This window comes from Psychromicrobium ferritrahens (genome assembly GCF_043789415.1).
Lineage (GTDB): Bacteria > Actinomycetota > Actinomycetes > Actinomycetales > Micrococcaceae > Renibacterium.
In genome coordinates this window covers 178,722-194,594 of the sequence record NZ_JBDLLW010000001.1, presented here as the reverse complement: position 1 = coordinate 194,594, position 15,873 = coordinate 178,722, and the positions used below count along the sequence as shown (strand labels likewise).

Genomic DNA, 15,873 nt, shown 5'->3' with positions numbered 1-15,873 from the left:
CCCGAGAGATCGGGTCTATTTCGACTGAATTATTAAGATTTCCCAGATAACGGGACGACAGAAGGGTCAGGGACAATGGGCGACCATAGTGACGACCATCCGGCAAAGCCGGAAAGCACATCGGAGGTCGAAGCTAAGGCTGGTCAGACGGTATTGCAGAAGTTCGAAGATCCTGGACTTCCGCCGCACCGCCCCCGGCTAGCTGATACTAATCCTCGCGCTGCTAAGCGGGCCGAGCGCCAGGTTGTGGTGCTCTTCCTGATCTCGGTGCTCGGTACTTTGCTCTTTTTCTTCGCGTACTTCGGCGTCCATCTGGATCAGTCCATCGGCGCGTTGCGTTTGCAGAATATGCTGCTCGGCCTCGGCACCGCCTTTGCCATGCTGGGCATCGGCACTGGCATCGTGCACTGGGCCAAGTCCCTGATGCCCGATCATGAGGTCACCGAGGAACGCCATGAGCTGCGTAGCGAAGCAGATCGCCGCGACGCGGTGGAGATCGTTGAGACCATTGCGGAAGAGAGCGGCATCAAGCGCCGTCCGTTGATCCGCAACACCCTGATCGGCGCGATTGCCCTGGCTCCGCTGCCGGCCATCGTGATGTTCCGTGATCTCGATCTGAACCCCGATGTGAACAAGCTTCGCCACACCATGTGGAAAGAAGGCACTCGCCTGGTCAAGGACCCCACCGGAACCCCGATTAAGGCTGCCGATGTCACTATCGGTTCTGCCTTCCACGTCATCCCGGATGGTCTGAACGAACTCGAAGAAGGCAAGCTCAACGAAAAGGCCAAGGCCGTTGTGTTGCTAATGCGCTTGAACCCTGATGAACTGCATCCCTCCCCCGGGCGTGAAGGCTGGGGATACAACGGCATTGTCGCCTATTCCAAGATCTGCACGCACGTCGGCTGCCCGGTTGCTCTCTATGAGCAGCAGACCCACCACTTGCTGTGCCCTTGCCATCAGTCGACCTTCGATCTCACTCAAGAGTGCAAGGTGATCTTCGGTCCCGCTAAGCGGCCGCTTCCGCAATTGCCGATCACCGTGGATTCAGAGGGCTATCTGGTTGCGCAGAGCGATTTCCATGAACCTGTTGGCCCGAGCTACTGGGAGCGTGGCTAGAGATGAGTAACGCAACAATAAGCCAATCAGCGACCACTGAGGCGCCCTTCGTTCCGGCGACCAAAGTCGGCAGGATCACTGACTTCGTCGATCAGCGGGTTGGCGGCTCCGGGATCCTCAAGGAATTCGGCCGCAAGGTCTTCCCCGATCACTGGACCTTCATGTTCGGTGAAGTCGCCCTGTATTCCTTCATCATCCTGCTGCTCTCCGGCACCTTCCTGACCTTCTTCTTCGATCCTTCGATGGCAGAGACCCACTATCAGGGTTCCTATGTGCCGATGAAGGGCCTGGAAATGTCGGTGGCGTACAACTCGTCATTGAATATCTCCTTTGATATCCGTGGTGGTTTGTTCATCCGCCAGGTGCACCACTGGGCGGCCCTGCTCTTCGTGGCCTCAGTCGCCGTTCACATGCTCCGGGTATTCTTCACCGGTGCCTTCCGGAAGCCCCGCGAGCTCAACTGGGTGGTGGGCGGTACCCTGGTCATTCTCTCGATGGCCGCCGGTTTCACCGGTTACTCCCTGCCCGACGACCTGCTCTCCGGTAACGGTCTGCGGATTATCGACGGCGTGATTAAGTCGATCCCGATTGTCGGCTCTTATATCTCCTTCTTCCTCTTCGGCGGAGAATTCCCGGGAAGCGCCATTATCGGCAGGCTCTATGTGCTGCACATCCTGCTGATCCCGGCGATTATCCTGCTGATGATCGTGATCCACCTCTTCATGGTGGTGGTGCACAAGCACACCCAGTATCCTGGCCCTGGCCGCAGCGACAATAATGTCGTGGGCTACCCCTTGGGCCCGGTTTACGCCGCAAAGGCCGGTGGCTTCTTCTTCATCGTCTTCGGCATCATCGCCCTGATGGCGGCGTTCTTTACGATCAACCCGATCTGGAACTACGGGCCCTATGATCCTTCACCGGTTTCCGCGGGTACCCAGCCTGACTGGTATATCGGCTGGGTGGACGGCGCATTGCGGTTGATGCCTGGCTGGCTCTGGGACTTCCCCTTCGAGTGGAACATCCCGCTCCCCTGGGGTACCAATACTCTGACTTTGAACGTGCTCTTGCCGGCATTGATCCCGGCTGGAATCGTCTTCACGGTCTTGTTCACCTACCCCTGGATCGAGCGTTGGATCACCAAGGACGATAAAGAGCACCACGTTCTGGACCGTCCACGGAATGCCCCGACTCGCACCGCGATCGGCATGGCCGGATTCACTTTCTACTGCGTGATGTGGGCCGCGGCTAGCTCCGACTTGATCGCAACCCATTTCCACGTCTCGCTCAATGATGTGACTTACTGGTTGCGTACCCTGTTCTTCATCGGCCCGATCATCGCTTTCCAGGTCACCAAGCGCATCGCCTTGGCCCTGCAGCGCAAGGACCGTGAGATCGTCTTGCACGGCCGTGAAACAGGTCGGATCATCCGACTGCCCCATGGCGAGTACAAGGAGAAGCACGAGCAGCTCGACAAGTACAAGATGTACCGTTTGGTCAGCTTCGACTCCAAGCGTGTGCTGCCTGGCCAACCGAACGAAAAGGGCATTGTGGTGCGCAAGGAAAAGCGCCGAGCCTGGCTCTCCCGCTTCTTCTTCGAAGACCGGGTTGCCCCGCCGACCCCCGCTGAGCACCGAGCAGCTCTGGAGCACGCAGCTCATGAAGAGCACGCCGATCACGAGGCGCTCGAAGGTCACGGCGATAAGTCGCTGACTCACTAGCTGAGAAAAGGAATGGGTGCTGTCTCCCTAGGGAGACAGCACCCATTCCTTGTGCAGAATTGGCCTCAGCTATTCAGAGACCACTCCCAGCTTCAATAAGCTCTCCGCCGTCGCCAGCACAGCTTCCTCGGGAGTGTAGGCCGCGGGACCGAGGATGCGCCGAGCCTTTTCGACGTTGATCTTCTTGATGACCCCCAGATCCGCGGTCATCTCCCGGAGCCCTTTATTGAAAATCGCCGCGAACCGCAGCACGAAGCTGGGAATCGACCGGTGAGGAACCCGGCTGGCTTGTGCGCCGAAGTGCTCCCTGAGCAGCAGGCAGATCTGCTTCATACTGAGACTCGATCCACTTCCAATGATCAAGCGCTCACCTGCGGCTTGTGGGCTGGTCATCGCCCGAACATGGGCCTTGGCTACGTCTCGTACGTCGACGATCGGGAACCAGAAGTCTGCGTAGCCCGGAAGTTCCCCGACGAGCAATCTGCGGATGACATCATTGCCTCCCGAGGTGCTCTTATTGAAGAGCGGGCCGAAGACCGCGACCGGATTTAACACGGTGAGTTCCAGGTCTCCACCCGAATTGGCGAGGAAATCCCAAGCCGCCCGCTCCGTCAAGGTTTTGCTCTTGTTGTAGGTGCTGATTCCCGGGCCGTCGAGCCGGCTCCAATCCGCCTCGGTGAATTCATGATCCGTTCGGCCGTAACCAAAGCCGATCGCATGGAAAGCCGAGGTGAGCACTACCCGCTTCACTCCGGCGTCCCGAGCTGCTCGGAGCACTCGCAACGCGCCCTCACGGGCCGGAACGATCACCTCGTCTTCGTTTTTCGGCTCTCCATGGGGCAGCGGCGAGGCAACATGCAGTACGAAGCCGCAATCGGCTACAGCTTCAGACCAGCCAAGATCGCTTTCCAGATCGGCGACTACAAAGCTCAGGGCGTCACCGGGCTGCTGGCCGGCAAGGCTGAGCATCGATCTCAGCTGAGCTTCGCGTTCGGCGGAACGGACCGTGGTACGCACTAAATAGCCCTCCTGGAGAAGCTGCATAATGCAGTGGATACCGATGAAGCCGGCTCCCCCGGTGACCAGGACGCGTTGCTGGGATGTGCTCATTCTTTACTCCGGTGTTCGATGACGATCAAGGCGGATGTTCAGTACCGCACCTCCAATACTCCGCTCCTCCATGCCTGCGCACCAGACCCCGGTGTTCCTAGGAGTGGCAGGGCCATGCAGCACTGAATCGGCTCACGGGAATCAGCGTCGATTACTCTTTGCGGTTAGAACAAGGCAGACCGTCATTGAGTTGCTCTTGAACCGAGAGAAGCTCCTGCTCACCGGGAAAGTCTCATGCTGGTGATGTATCACGCCGTGGCAGCTAGCACGGACGCCGATAAAATGGCGCTCCTGGGTTCGGCTACTTCGTCTCTGACTCAGCAGATCAGGCCTGGTGCCCGTTAATCAATTCCTTTCAGGCACTCTGCCGGTTCAAGGCATGATAGTAATCTTCAATGCCCCATATTGTGGCGACATTGCTATCAGAAGCGAGGATGTAACAGGATCTCTGCGCGCCGCAAATGCGAGGAGCCGGAGATCAGGGTGTAGCTTCTGATATTTGGGCCGCGGTAGAGGATCTCCATCGACAGAGTCGCATTGATCGGAGTGCCCGTAGCCTGATTTTCCATTGAGATACGACTCTCTTTGATGCCGTGACCCAGCAACCAATCATGCATCACAGCAGCCTCGGTACGCCCGTTCTGAGAAACCCCACCGGTGACTATTATTCGCGAGTTCGGGCAGGCGTCTAAACTCGCCTTCGCGGCTCCGAGCCTGCCGAGAAACTCAGCCGAGTCGCTGCTTCAAGAAAAGCGCGGCGCGGTCCAGTGCCTGATCGGATTCGTCGAGAACACCGACGAAGGACTGGAAGACATGTGGCACTCCGGCGGTGAAATCGAGGATCACGTCGACTCCGGCGTCTCGCGCTCGTTCGGCAAAGCGAGTCGAGTCATCGAGCATCATTTCGTTGCCCCCCACTTGCATCAAGACCGGTGGGAAACCGGTCAGATCCGCAAGCGTCACCGGACTGAGGAGTTCTTGATGGGGGTCTTGCCCGGCCATGTAGAGCGATCCGTTGTACATGAGTCCCTCCTTGGTGAAGAAAGGGTCCACATCGGCTTTGGTCTCCACGCTGGCTCCCGAACGCGTGTGGTCTAAACCGGCAGAGAATGTCAGCACGGCAGCTGGCATCGGCAGACCTGCCGACCTGGCTGCCAAACAGGTGGTGACGGACAAGCCGCCTCCTGCTGAATCTCCGGCGAAAACGATTGAGGAAGCCTCAATACCGCTCTCCAGCAACGCGCGGTATGCGCTGAGAGCGTCTTCTATGGCCGCCGGGAAGGGGTGTTCCGGAGCCAGCCGATAGTCCAGGGAGATCGCACGATAGCCGGTTCGGGTGACCAGATTGGCGGTGAGTCCCATCGCGGTTTCCGGAGAGCCGAGGAGGAACGAACCGCCGTGAAAGTAAAGGATGGTTCCCGGTCGAGCATTCTGCTCCGGCTCGACGAGCACCGCATCCCGATCTCCCAGCGTCGTCGGGGTTTTCTTCACGTCAGTGGGCACTGCCATGGTGGCCATCATGGCGGCGAAGCTGCTTCGCATCTCCTCCATTGGCTGCGGTCTGAATCCTTGCGGGGCACTGCGTAACATCGCGTCGAGTGATTCTCTTTGTTGCTTGCTCATCAGGGGTCTCCTCACGTTGTCTTTCTGTTAAAGTATATGCCATGGCATCTAGTTTAAGTCTAGCTGAAGAGAACGTCGTGCAATTTTTCGACGATCTGGTGCGGTGTGAGACCCGTCTCTACAATGCGCTCAACGATCGGCTCCGAGAACTGCACGGCGTCGTCACCTCGCAGCTTGAATTCCTCCGCTATCTCCAAAGGCACCCGGATTGTCGAATCGCCGATCTCGCGGGCTATTTTGCGGTGGGGATAGGCGCCACCAGTAAAGGTATTGATCGCCTAGAAGCCCGAGGATGGGTGCAGCGCTTGCCGAACCCTCACGACCGACGCTCCTCATTGCTCTCACTCACCGCCGAGGGGCAGCAATTCCTGGATAGCGCAGAGCGTACCTTTGTGGATCAAACGCATGAACTCATTACCAGTGTTCTCAGCGCCACTCAGTTGACGGCTGCGGCCGATGCACTGTCTGTATTGAGGAGCGCTTTGCAGAACGGGCAGATCGGTGTTCCTATCGGCTAGATCCTGAACCTCAGCCTTGTTTGCGCGCGAGGGCGTGGAGCCTGGAGTCTCAATCGAGCTCGGTGAAAGCGATGCGGAGTCGCTGCACAGCAGCCCGAAGCAATTCGTTGAGTTCCTGCTGGTTGTCCTTCTCGATCCAGCGCTCATAGGCGTCGTTGAAAGCGAGAACCCCCACTTCGGCGGCGAGCCGAGCTACCACCTCGCGCACCCCTCGCTTGCGCAAGGCCTCGCTCATCGACGTGGCGAACCCCAATTGCTTGAGCTGATAGCGCTCCCGGAGTTCGACGCTGCTCTCCACAATAGCGTGCAGCTGCGGCCCCAGTTCCCGGTTGAAAGGAGTCAGGTTGCTCGCGGCGAGTTCTAAACCTGCGATCACCGCGGTCAGTGCGGAGCTCTCCGGTGGCGCTGAGGAGATGCCCTCATGAAGGAGCCTGGAGAGGGTCTCTTGCCCGGCAGCCAGAACTTCTCGCTTATCGGGAAAGTGCCTGAAGAAGGTGCTCCGGGTCAAGCCGGCCTGTTTGGCGATCTCGGCAACCGTCGTGTTGTCATAACCTTGCTCCGAAAAAAGCTGCAGCGCGGAGGCAACAAGCCGTTCACGGCTATCGGGCTCCCAACGTGGCATGGTTCAAGTCTAGCAATCATCGGCAGTGATGGGACTTGTGTCCCATCAGGGTGCTATAGTGATGGGACACAAGTCCCATCACTATCAGGAGTTCATCATGCGAGTATTCGTCACAGGCGCCACCGGTGGAATCGGTTCCGCCGTCGTCCCCGAATTGATCGCCGCAGGTCATCAGGTTCTTGGTTTAGCGCGTTCCGATCGCTCTGCCCAGGCGCTGACCGATCTTGGCGGTGCCGTGCTGCGGGGCGATCTGAGCGATCCGGAAGTCCTGCGCCACGGAGCAGAGCAGTCCGATGGTGTGATCCATCTGGCGTTCAGTAATGATTTCGAGAATTTCGATCGGGCGATGGCGGAGGAGACTCTCGCAGTAGAAGCCTTCGCAGCCGCCCTCAGAGGCACCGATAAGCCTCTGGTCATCGCCTCCGGAACTCCGGCCGTGCCGGGCAGAGCATCGACGGAAGACGATCCGATGTCCACCGACGGCCCTTTGGGAGGCCGTGGACGCAATGCCAGGACCGTGCTGGAACTGGCGACCGAGGGCGTCCGTTCCTCGGTAGTACGGCTGCCGCGTTCGGTGCACGCACGAGGCAAAGGGTACGGCTTCGCCTCGATACTCATTGACGCCGCGCAGCGCACCGGGGTCTCCGGTTACCTGGGCGACGGCAGCCAGCGCTGGCCAGCGGTGCACACCCTCGACGCCGCTCGGCTCTTCCGACTCGCCCTGGAGGAAGCCGCTCCCGGTACGGTGCTGCACGCAGTGGCCGATCAGGGCGTGACCATGATCGCCATGGCTGAGGCTATCGGCCGGAAACTCGGAGTTCCCATTGAGGCCGTGCCCGCAGAGAGCTTCGGCTTCCTCGGTGCCATCTTTGCGGTGGATCAGCCCTCCTCGAGTGCAATCACCCGGCAGAAATTCAATTGGCAGCCCACACACCCCAGCCTGATCGAGGAGCTCGATGCCGGAGGTTACCCGACTCTTTCGGCCTGACTCCCCGGTTCTCATCCTGCTCCGGGACGAAGGTCTATTGCACCGGCTGACGGCCGAGACACTGGAGTTAATCGCTCTGTCTTGGTAGCTTTCACCGTATGGCCATCAAACTTGAGAATGTCGGAATCGCCGTTCGCGATCTCGAAGCGACCATCGCCTTTTTCACGGATCTCGGTCTGACTGTCATTGGCCGTGACACGGTGAGCGGTGAGTGGACCGACACCGCCGTCGGGCTGGATGGAAACCACGCCAAGATCGCGATGCTCCAAACCCCGGACGGTCATGGTCAGCTTGAACTCTTCGAGTACATCCATCCTGAAGCGATCGAGACAAAGCCAGCTCTTCCCAATGATATTGGGATGCACCGGGTGGCGTTCTCGGTAGACAATATCGATCAGGCCCTTGAGATCGCTGCAAAACATGGATGCTATCCACTACGAGGTGTGGCTACCTACTCCGACATCTACAAGCTCACCTATCTTCGCGGTCCGAGCGGAATCCTGGTGATGTTCGCCGAAGAACTGAGAAAAGCCTGAATTGAATCAACGACGTCGGGCATAGGGCCTTGCCGCACGAGCGCCGGGTCGCTGCAGCGGGACCCATAACTTATAGCGGTCTGCCCGATAGTAGGAGACTGAATAGTCCACTACGATGCCTGAGACGAAGGCATGCCGTTGAATCTTCAAGAGCGGGGCACCGTTCTCGACCTTGAGCAGTCTGGCAATGGTGGGTGCCGCTGCGGCGGCTTCGATCATATCTTCGCCCCACTCCATCACCAGTCCGTAGCGCTCCCCCAGTACGTTGTACAAAGAGGTCGGTGGCGGGCCATCGGTAATCCCCGGCACCCGGTAGCCGGGGATGAAGTTCTCGTCCACGCTCATCGGTGCTCCATCGGCGAGCAGCAGCCGCCTGAAGCGCACCACGAGCTGGCCCTCTTGGAGCTGGAGTTCGCGGGCGATGCCAGCTCCGGCCGGAACCAGTTCGAAATCCAGTACCTTGGCGTCCGGCACCATGCCGCGGCGTTGCATTTCTTCCGAGTAGGACGTGAGTTTGACCTGAAGGTCGACTTTGCTGCGATGCACAAAAGTTCCCAGTCCCACTACCCGGTCCAAGACCTCTGCTGCGACCAAAGCATCAATGGCCTGCCGAACGGTCATCCTGGCCAGTCCGAAACGAGCCGCAATATCTCGTTCAGAGGGGATCGGAGTGGTCTGGGTGCCTCGCTGAGAAACATAATCACGCAGGATCGCCATCAGTTGCTGGTAGAGAGGCGTCTTCGACTCACGGTCGATCTCACCCGAAATAGCATCAGCTGATGCAGCCAACGTCATTCCTCTCCTCTGCGATTGTAATAACTCAAGCCTAACTGCAAGGAACAGCACAGCACCTAGGCACTGAGACATCAAGACAGCGGGCCCAGCGACTTTCTTTCAGATCTCCTGATAAAGTTCGCCGAGCCCGCTGCTGTCTTTCGTTCTATATCCGGTTAGTGTCCTCCGGAGGGGCTGGTGCCTGCTTTGAGTCCGAGGTTGTGTCGGATAGTGCCACCGGCACCGGCCGTCCACAGACCAGTATCCGACTGGAAAGCGACCCGATAGTCGTTGCCTACTGCGGTCACAGAGGGGCTGGTACCCGCTCGGATTCCGAGTCCCCAGTTTTTGACGCCGTCAGGACCGACAGTCCACAAGACTCCGTCAGCGGACTGGAAAGCGGTAATTGTTGATCCATTGGCCAACGTGGTGTTGGAGGGGCTGGTGCCTGCTTTGAGTCCGAGGTTGTGTCGGATAGTGCCACCGGCACCGGCCGTCCACAGACCAGTATCCGACTGGAAGGCGATTTGGTAGTCGTTGCCTACTGCGGTCACAGAGGGGCTGGTACCCGCTCGGATTCCGAGTCCCCAGTTCTTCGTGCCGCCGGCGCCTGTGGTCCACAGTTGTCCATTATTGGATTGAAAAGCAATGATGTATTGGCCATTGGCGAGTTTTGCGAGAGAAGGACTAGTACCGGCCATCATGCCTAAACCGAGATTCTGAATGCCCGCTGGACCGGTCGACCAAAGAATGCCGGTATTCGCCTGGAAGGCGATCGTGTCGACACCTAAAGGAGTGCCGCAATTCTGTCCGGTGAAAGTGGTACCACTCCAAACTCCATTAGTACCAGGACCCTCAGAGGGCATATCTGGAGCACCACAGATCTGAGTTCCGTGGGCTGAGTCAAAGGGAATGCCACCTTCAACCGCAGCAGGGCACCCGTGTGATGACCAGGTCTGTAATTGGATGCTCGCAATACCGTTGTTTCCTACCTGGCCAGCGGAAGCTACCGTGCCAAGCTTTTGGCCAGCCGAGACAGCCGAGCCAGGACTCACCAAGTAATTGAGGTATCGTAACTGAAAGCTCCTACCAGAATCAGCATTGACGCAAACGGACCCATCATCGGAGTTGGTCGAGTAAACCGTGCCGCTTTCCGGAGCTCTTACTGCTTTGCCGGTACTGCTTGAGGCATTGCAAGTTGAACCGAAGGTCAACCTTATTGTGTAAGAATAAACCGCTGTTTCACCTGGATAACCTTCACAAACATTCCATGTTTCACCGACGGTAAAAGGCGGGAGAATATTTCCAGCAGCCGCGTTTGCGTTTGCTGGTGCGATCAGAAGTCCAGTAAAAGCAAGTATCGCGGTGGCTAATGTGATTAATCCCTTTTTTAAAGGTATTTTTTGCTTTAATTTATTTGACACTAATCCAGCCTTCTTTGTAAATGAGAAATAAGTTTCTTTTTAGAACTCCATTCGATTATATCTTCTCTTTTTAATGTTTCGGGGGCTTAGTCGAAGCTTCCAACAACTTCCAACAAAATTTCCAACAAAACTTGACTAACCACCCTTCAGACAGAACTGAAGAATCAGTACTAGGAGCATTTTGCGCTGGATTCAAGCAGGTTTGAACCTACCGAGAAGCAGATATTAACATCTGTTAAATGCGGGAGGGGCAGACAAATGTCTGCCCCTCCCGCATTTAACTAACTTAGTGTGCGTGATCTCCGCGGCTGTATTCGAAAACCCAACCGACCAGAGCGATCACTGCCATACCGGCAGCGATGAAAACAATCCACCAGCCGACGGCCAGGCCGAGGAAAGCGGTAGCGCAGGAAGCACCGAGTACCAGCGGCCACCAGCTCCAGGGGCTGAAGTGGCCCTGCTCCCCCGCGCCTTCATGGATTTCACCGTTATTGCGGTCCTCAGGGCGCATTCCGACCCGACGAGCCGTGAACGCCAGGTAGAAACCGATCATGCCGGCCAAACCACCGACTAAGAGGATACCGAGGATGCCCACCCACTCATCCCAGTTGGTCAGGAAGCCATAGATGACCGCCACTGGGACGAAGAAGAAAGCACCGATTCCGAAGAGTCGCGATTCCAGTTTCACTTTATGCGTCCTTCTGGTCAGCCGGTCCGAACACGGCGGCCACCGGAGTATTGGGAGTATAGGCCTGAGACAGCTCCGGATGGTGCAGGTCCAAGGCTGGCCGCTCTGAACGAATTCTGGGAATCGAGGTGAAGTTGTGCCGCGGTGGCGGGCACGACGTCGCCCATTCCAGTGAAGCCCCGAAGCCCCACGGATCATCAACTTCCACCTTCTTCTTGGAGCGCCAAGTGATGTAGACATTCCAGAAGAACGGGATCAGCGAAGCGCCGAGCACGAAGGAGGAGATGGTGGAGAACTGGTTCATCCAGGTGAAGCCGTCTTCGGGCAAGTAATCCGCGTAACGGCGGGGCATGCCGAGCACGCCGAGCCAGTGCTGGATCAAGAAGGTGCCGTGGAAGCCCAGGAAGAGCAACCAGAAGTGAATCTTGCCGAGCCGCTCGTTGAGCATCTTGCCGGTCCACTTTGGCCACCAGAAGTAGAAGCCGGCGAACATTGCGAACACCACGGTGCCGAAGACCACATAGTGGAAGTGCGCGACCACGAAGTAAGTGTCCGAGACGTGGAAGTCCAGTGGCGGTGAGGACAGGATGATGCCGGTCAGACCGCCGAAGAGGAAGGTGACCAGGAAGCCGATGCTCCACAGCATGGGCGTTTCGAAGGTCAATGAACCTCGCCACATGGTGCCTATCCAGTTGAAGAACTTCACCCCGGTCGGCACCGCGATCAGCATGGTCATGAAGGAGAAGAAAGGCAGCAGCACTGATCCGGTGACATACATGTGGTGCGCCCAGACGGTCACAGAAAGGGCGGCGATGCCGATCGTGGCGTAGACCAGGCCCTTGTAGCCGAAGATCGGTTTTCGGCTGAAGACCGGGAAGATCTCAGAGACGATGCCGAAGAACGGCAGGGCGATGATATACACCTCGGGGTGACCGAAGAACCAGAAGAGGTGCTGCCAGAGGATCGCACCACCGTTTTCCGGGTCGAAGATATGCGCGCCGAAGCGTCGATCGGCACCCAGCGCGAACAACGCGGCAGCCAACGGTGGGAAGGCCATCAGCACCAGGATGGAGGTGACCAGAACGTTCCAGGTGAAGATCGGCATCCGCCACATCGTCATACCAGGGGCTCGCATACAGATCACCGTGGTGATGAAGTTCACCGCACCCAAGATGGTGCCGAAGCCTGACAGCGCTAGGCCGAAGACCCAGAGGTCGCCGCCGATACCCGGTGTGAAGGTGGTATTTGAGAGCGGCGCATAAGCGAACCAACCGAAGGAAGCCGCACCCTGTGGGGTGATGAAGCCCGACACCGCGATGGTGCTACCGAAGAGGAAGAACCAGAAGGCCAGAGCGTTCAACCGCGGGAAGGCGACGTCAGGGGCGCCGATCTGCAGTGGCATGATCGCATTGGCGAAGCCTGCGAACAGCGGAGTAGCGAACATCAGTAACATCACCGTGCCGTGCATGGTGAAGAGCTGGTTGTACTGCTCTTTGGTCTGCAGGATCTGCATCCCCGGTTCAAAGAGCTCGGCACGGATCAACAGTGCCATCACACCGCCGAAGCAGAAGAAGATGAACGAAGCGATCAGGTACATGTAGCCGATCGTCTTGTGATCCGTTGACGTAATCCAATTGACGACAACGCGCCCCTTGGAGATCGGTACAACACGTTCTTCGCTCGGCGATTCTTCAATCGCTGGGCTTTCGTAGGTCGTAGTCACCTGTCCGGACCCCTATTTCTTCTCGTTCAGATTGGGATTGCGGTCGTACTCGCTACCGAGGCTACCGGTGTATCCAGCTTCTTTAAGTTGCTTCAGATGAGCCTGGAACTCCTCCTCGGTGACCACCTTGACTCGGAAGAGCATTTCCGAGTGGTACTCACCGCAGAGTTCAGCGCATTTACCATCGAAGGTTCCCAACTGAGTGGGAGTGAAGTTGATGTAGTTCGTCTTGCCGGGGACCATATCCCGCTTTTGCAGGAAGGCCGGAACCCAGAAAGAGTGAATGACGTCGCGAGAGTTCAGCTGCAGTTCAACGCTCTGGTTGATCGGCAAATACAGAGTAGGCAGCTTGTCCTTGTCAATCGGATCGCCGTTCAGATGTGCCTGAACGCCGCCCTCGTAGACGGCTTCTTTGACGTCATTGCCGGCCAGATAGTTGAAGTCCCAGGCCCACTGCTTACCACGCACATCGATGGAGACACCGGGATTGTCCACCCGGGCATCGAGCTTCTGCTGATCCTGGTCGGTGAAGAAGAAGAACACCAGAACCATGAAGAGCGGAATGGTTAAGTAAAAGATCTCCAGCGGAAGGTTATAAGAAATCTGCTTGGGGTAACCGGTGGTTCCCTTGCGACGACGGTAAGCAATGATGCACCAGATAATCAGGCCCCAGGTGATCACGCCAACCGCGAGGGCTGCGATCCAGGAATTCACCCACAGGGTGATGACTGTACCGGTATGGTTCGTGACACCCGGCTCTGTCGGCAACCAGCCGTTTTTCATCTCCGGGGTACATGCCGACAAGACCAGTGCGCTAGCGATTCCCACTGCTGAAACAGCGAGGACTTTAGCGCGTCGGCTGCCGGTTCGGTGCTGCGAACTCACAGACGGCCCTTCCTTTTATAGCTGGCCGGGCGTTGAATCCGCAGCCGCTTTCTGTGCTCATTACCGTACTAAATCTTGTGCTCTACTACTGCGTGTAGAGAGTATTCCCTTAGAGCTTACCGCGCTCGGGAACTTTTTGCGCACACTGTGTCTGGCGCGGCGTTCGAACCGGCCAAGACAGCAGAATGGCCCGGTTAAACCGGGCCATTCTGGGTGCTGTTATTTGCGCTTAGTGGAACGAATCTCCGCAGGCACAGGAGCCGCTGGCATTCGGATTGTCGATGGTGAAGCCCTGCTTCGAGATGGTGTCCTCGAAGTCGATGCTCGCGCCTTCCAGATAAGGAACGCTCATCTTGTCCACCACGACCTCGACGCCGTCGAAATCTCGAACGGCGTCACCGTCGAGGATGCGCTCGTCGAAATAAAGCTGGTAGATCAGCCCTGAGCAACCGCCGGGCTGGACTGCGACGCGCAGACGTAGATCGGTCCGACCTTCCTGCTCGAGCAGGCTGCGGACCTTGTCCGCGGCCACATCGCTCAACGCCACTGCGTGGGTGGGCAGCTCAGCTGCCGTCTCTGGAGAGGTTTCAGTTGTGGTCGTCATAGTGTCCATAATACTCTCAACCCGCCTTCCCCCGGGGATGTTCCCGGAACGCTGAATGATTCAGCTCAGATTCAATCTGCTGAGCAGCAGTGCTTCTGCGAGCACGGCTTTTTCAAAATCCCCCAAGTGCAGCGATTCATTGGCGCTATGCGCCCGTGAATCAGGATCCTCCACCCCGGTGATCAGGATCTGCGCGGCGGGAAACAGCTCCGTGAGATCTGCGATAAAGGGAATCGAACCGCCCATCCCGGACTCCACTGGAGCGACGCCCCACGAGGTACCAAGAGCCCACAACATGGCCTGTGCTACCGGTGCTGAGGTATCAGCGGCAAAAGCACTCCCCTGTTCTCCCGGGATGAGAGTCACCTTGGCCGTCGAGGGCGTATGGCGCTCCAGATGACGGCGCACTGCCTCCATCGCCTCGGCTGGATCCTGGCCGGGAGCCAGCCGCAGACTGAATTTCGCCGTTGCTCGGGGCTGGATGGTATTGGAGCTGGTGGCCACTGGAGGAGCATCGAATCCGATGATGGACAGTGCCGGTTGCGACCACAGCCGACTCGAGATACTCCCGCTGCCGGCCAGCGCAAGGCCTTCGAGCACCGAAGCATCAGCCCGGAAATCTGCTTCCGGGTATTCCAGCGATGGCTCATTCGCCGTGTGCAATCCTTCGATTGCCACCGCACCCTCCTCGGTGTGAAGGGTCGCGATCAGCCGGGCCAGCTGGGTGGGAGCGTCCAGGATCGGACCGCCGAACATCCCGGAATGGACAGCATGCTCCAGGACCTGAACTTCAATGCTGCCGTCCACGAGGCCGCGCAGGCTCGTAGTCAGGGCTGGAACACCGACTTTCCAGTTGCTGGAATCAGCCACCACAATGACATCCGTACGAAGCAGATCCTGATGTGCGGTCAGGAAATCGTGGAAGGTCGGGGAACCGGCTTCTTCCTCACCTTCGATGAAGAGCGTCACGCCGACGCCGAAATCTTCGCCCAGCACCTTTGTCACCGCACGCAGTGAGGCGATGTGCGCGAGCACCCCAGCCTTGTCATCGGCCACTCCGCGACCCCAGAGCCTGCCGTCCTTCTCGACCGGCATAAAAGGACTTGAGTTCCAGAGAGCTTCTTCGCCGGGCGGCTGCACATCATGATGGGCATAGAGCAGCACTGTCGGCTTTCCGGCCTTGGCGAGCTTTCGAGCGACCACCGCCGGGCCGCCCGGGGTGCCGTCGGCTTTCTGCTCGCGCAGGATCTGTACTTCATCGACACCCACGGTACGAATCAGTGCCGCGACCGCCGCAGCGCTGCGGTCCAGTTCAGCGGCGTCAAAAGCGTCCCAGGCGATCCCAGGGATTTTGGCGAGTTCGATCAAATCACTCACCGTCTGCGGGAAATCTGAGTGGACCTCATGTCGCAGAGCGGCAATGGTCTCACGATCGGGCTGATTGGCAACGATGGCTGCTAAACCATCAGAAAAAGGATTGCTGGTCATGGTCCGAACCTTACCGCCCGTTCTCGATGAGTCCAAGGCGCTGCGCAACGGGT

At 58.0% G+C, this 15,873-nt stretch carries 15 protein-coding genes and 1 pseudogene; 5 read left to right on the top strand and 11 right to left on the bottom strand.

The window, feature by feature from the left end; genetic code table 11:
• Nucleotides 1-75: 75 nt before the first annotated feature.
• The gene (gene qcrA / locus ABDK06_RS00880; RefSeq protein ID WP_394937961.1) at nucleotides 76-1,119 is read left to right on the top strand and encodes a cytochrome bc1 complex Rieske iron-sulfur subunit; all 1,044 of its coding nucleotides are present in this window, start codon (nucleotides 76-78) and stop codon (nucleotides 1,117-1,119) included.
• A gap of 2 nt (nucleotides 1,120-1,121) precedes the next feature.
• Complete coding sequence (gene qcrB, locus ABDK06_RS00875) at nucleotides 1,122-2,837, top strand: cytochrome bc1 complex cytochrome b subunit (protein WP_394937959.1); 1,716 nt, start codon at nucleotides 1,122-1,124, stop codon at nucleotides 2,835-2,837.
• A 69-nt stretch (nucleotides 2,838-2,906) separates the two neighbouring features.
• On the opposite strand, the gene ABDK06_RS00870 is transcribed toward qcrB, so the two are convergent.
• The 3 genes and pseudogenes from ABDK06_RS00870 to ABDK06_RS00860 form a co-directional block, all read right to left on the bottom strand.
• The gene (locus tag ABDK06_RS00870; protein WP_394937957.1) at nucleotides 2,907-3,947 is read right to left on the bottom strand and encodes an SDR family oxidoreductase; all 1,041 of its coding nucleotides are present in this window, start codon (nucleotides 3,945-3,947) and stop codon (nucleotides 2,907-2,909) included.
• 422 nt (nucleotides 3,948-4,369) lie between these two features.
• Nucleotides 4,370-4,651: pseudogene (locus tag ABDK06_RS00865) on the bottom strand (YdcF family protein); the annotation flags it as partial.
• A 22-nt stretch (nucleotides 4,652-4,673) separates the two neighbouring features.
• The gene (locus tag ABDK06_RS00860) at nucleotides 4,674-5,570 is read right to left on the bottom strand and encodes an alpha/beta hydrolase (protein WP_394937955.1); all 897 of its coding nucleotides are present in this window, start codon (nucleotides 5,568-5,570) and stop codon (nucleotides 4,674-4,676) included.
• Between the two features lie 41 nt (nucleotides 5,571-5,611).
• Between ABDK06_RS00860 and ABDK06_RS00855 the strand changes: the two genes are divergently transcribed.
• Nucleotides 5,612-6,088 carry a MarR family winged helix-turn-helix transcriptional regulator gene (locus ABDK06_RS00855; protein ID WP_394937953.1) on the top strand — a complete coding sequence of 159 codons (477 nt, stop codon included), beginning with the start codon at nucleotides 5,612-5,614 and terminating at the stop codon, nucleotides 6,086-6,088.
• A 49-nt stretch (nucleotides 6,089-6,137) separates the two neighbouring features.
• Here the strand turns inward: ABDK06_RS00855 and ABDK06_RS00850 are convergent, their stop codons facing one another.
• Entirely contained in the window at nucleotides 6,138-6,710 is a 573-nt protein-coding gene (locus tag ABDK06_RS00850; protein WP_394937951.1) for a TetR/AcrR family transcriptional regulator, read from the bottom strand.
• Between the two features lie 61 nt (nucleotides 6,711-6,771).
• Here ABDK06_RS00850 and ABDK06_RS00845 point away from each other — a divergent pair, with 61 nt between their 5' ends.
• Nucleotides 6,772-7,698 carry an SDR family oxidoreductase gene (locus ABDK06_RS00845; RefSeq protein WP_394937949.1) on the top strand — a complete coding sequence of 309 codons (927 nt, stop codon included), beginning with the start codon at nucleotides 6,772-6,774 and terminating at the stop codon, nucleotides 7,696-7,698.
• A 98-nt stretch (nucleotides 7,699-7,796) separates the two neighbouring features.
• A complete protein-coding gene (locus ABDK06_RS00840; RefSeq protein ID WP_394937947.1) occupies nucleotides 7,797-8,234 on the top strand; it encodes a VOC family protein in 438 nt (145 codons plus the stop codon).
• Nucleotides 8,235-8,240: 6 nt separating this feature from the next.
• Here ABDK06_RS00840 and ABDK06_RS00835 read toward each other — a convergent pair whose 3' ends face one another.
• From ABDK06_RS00835 to ABDK06_RS00805, 7 genes are all read right to left on the bottom strand, one after another.
• Nucleotides 8,241-9,029, bottom strand: coding sequence for a GntR family transcriptional regulator (locus ABDK06_RS00835; RefSeq protein WP_394937945.1), 789 nt, complete (start codon nucleotides 9,027-9,029; stop codon nucleotides 8,241-8,243).
• 155 nt (nucleotides 9,030-9,184) lie between these two features.
• Nucleotides 9,185-9,874 carry a hypothetical protein gene (locus ABDK06_RS00830; RefSeq protein WP_394937943.1) on the bottom strand — a complete coding sequence of 230 codons (690 nt, stop codon included), beginning with the start codon at nucleotides 9,872-9,874 and terminating at the stop codon, nucleotides 9,185-9,187.
• A gap of 844 nt (nucleotides 9,875-10,718) precedes the next feature.
• Nucleotides 10,719-11,120 (bottom strand): cytochrome c oxidase subunit 4, encoded by a 402-nt coding sequence (locus ABDK06_RS00825; RefSeq protein WP_394937941.1) that lies wholly within the window; start codon nucleotides 11,118-11,120, stop codon nucleotides 10,719-10,721.
• A 1-nt stretch (nucleotide 11,121) separates the two neighbouring features.
• Nucleotides 11,122-12,843 (bottom strand): aa3-type cytochrome oxidase subunit I, encoded by a 1,722-nt coding sequence (gene ctaD, locus ABDK06_RS00820; RefSeq protein WP_394937939.1) that lies wholly within the window; start codon nucleotides 12,841-12,843, stop codon nucleotides 11,122-11,124.
• A gap of 12 nt (nucleotides 12,844-12,855) precedes the next feature.
• Entirely contained in the window at nucleotides 12,856-13,728 is an 873-nt protein-coding gene (gene ctaC / locus ABDK06_RS00815) for an aa3-type cytochrome oxidase subunit II (RefSeq protein WP_394937937.1), read from the bottom strand.
• Between the two features lie 229 nt (nucleotides 13,729-13,957).
• Nucleotides 13,958-14,332, bottom strand: coding sequence for a HesB/IscA family protein (locus tag ABDK06_RS00810; RefSeq protein WP_394937935.1), 375 nt, complete (start codon nucleotides 14,330-14,332; stop codon nucleotides 13,958-13,960).
• A gap of 60 nt (nucleotides 14,333-14,392) precedes the next feature.
• Nucleotides 14,393-15,820 carry a dipeptidase gene (locus tag ABDK06_RS00805; RefSeq protein ID WP_394937933.1) on the bottom strand — a complete coding sequence of 476 codons (1,428 nt, stop codon included), beginning with the start codon at nucleotides 15,818-15,820 and terminating at the stop codon, nucleotides 14,393-14,395.
• Nucleotides 15,821-15,873 lie beyond the last annotated feature (53 nt).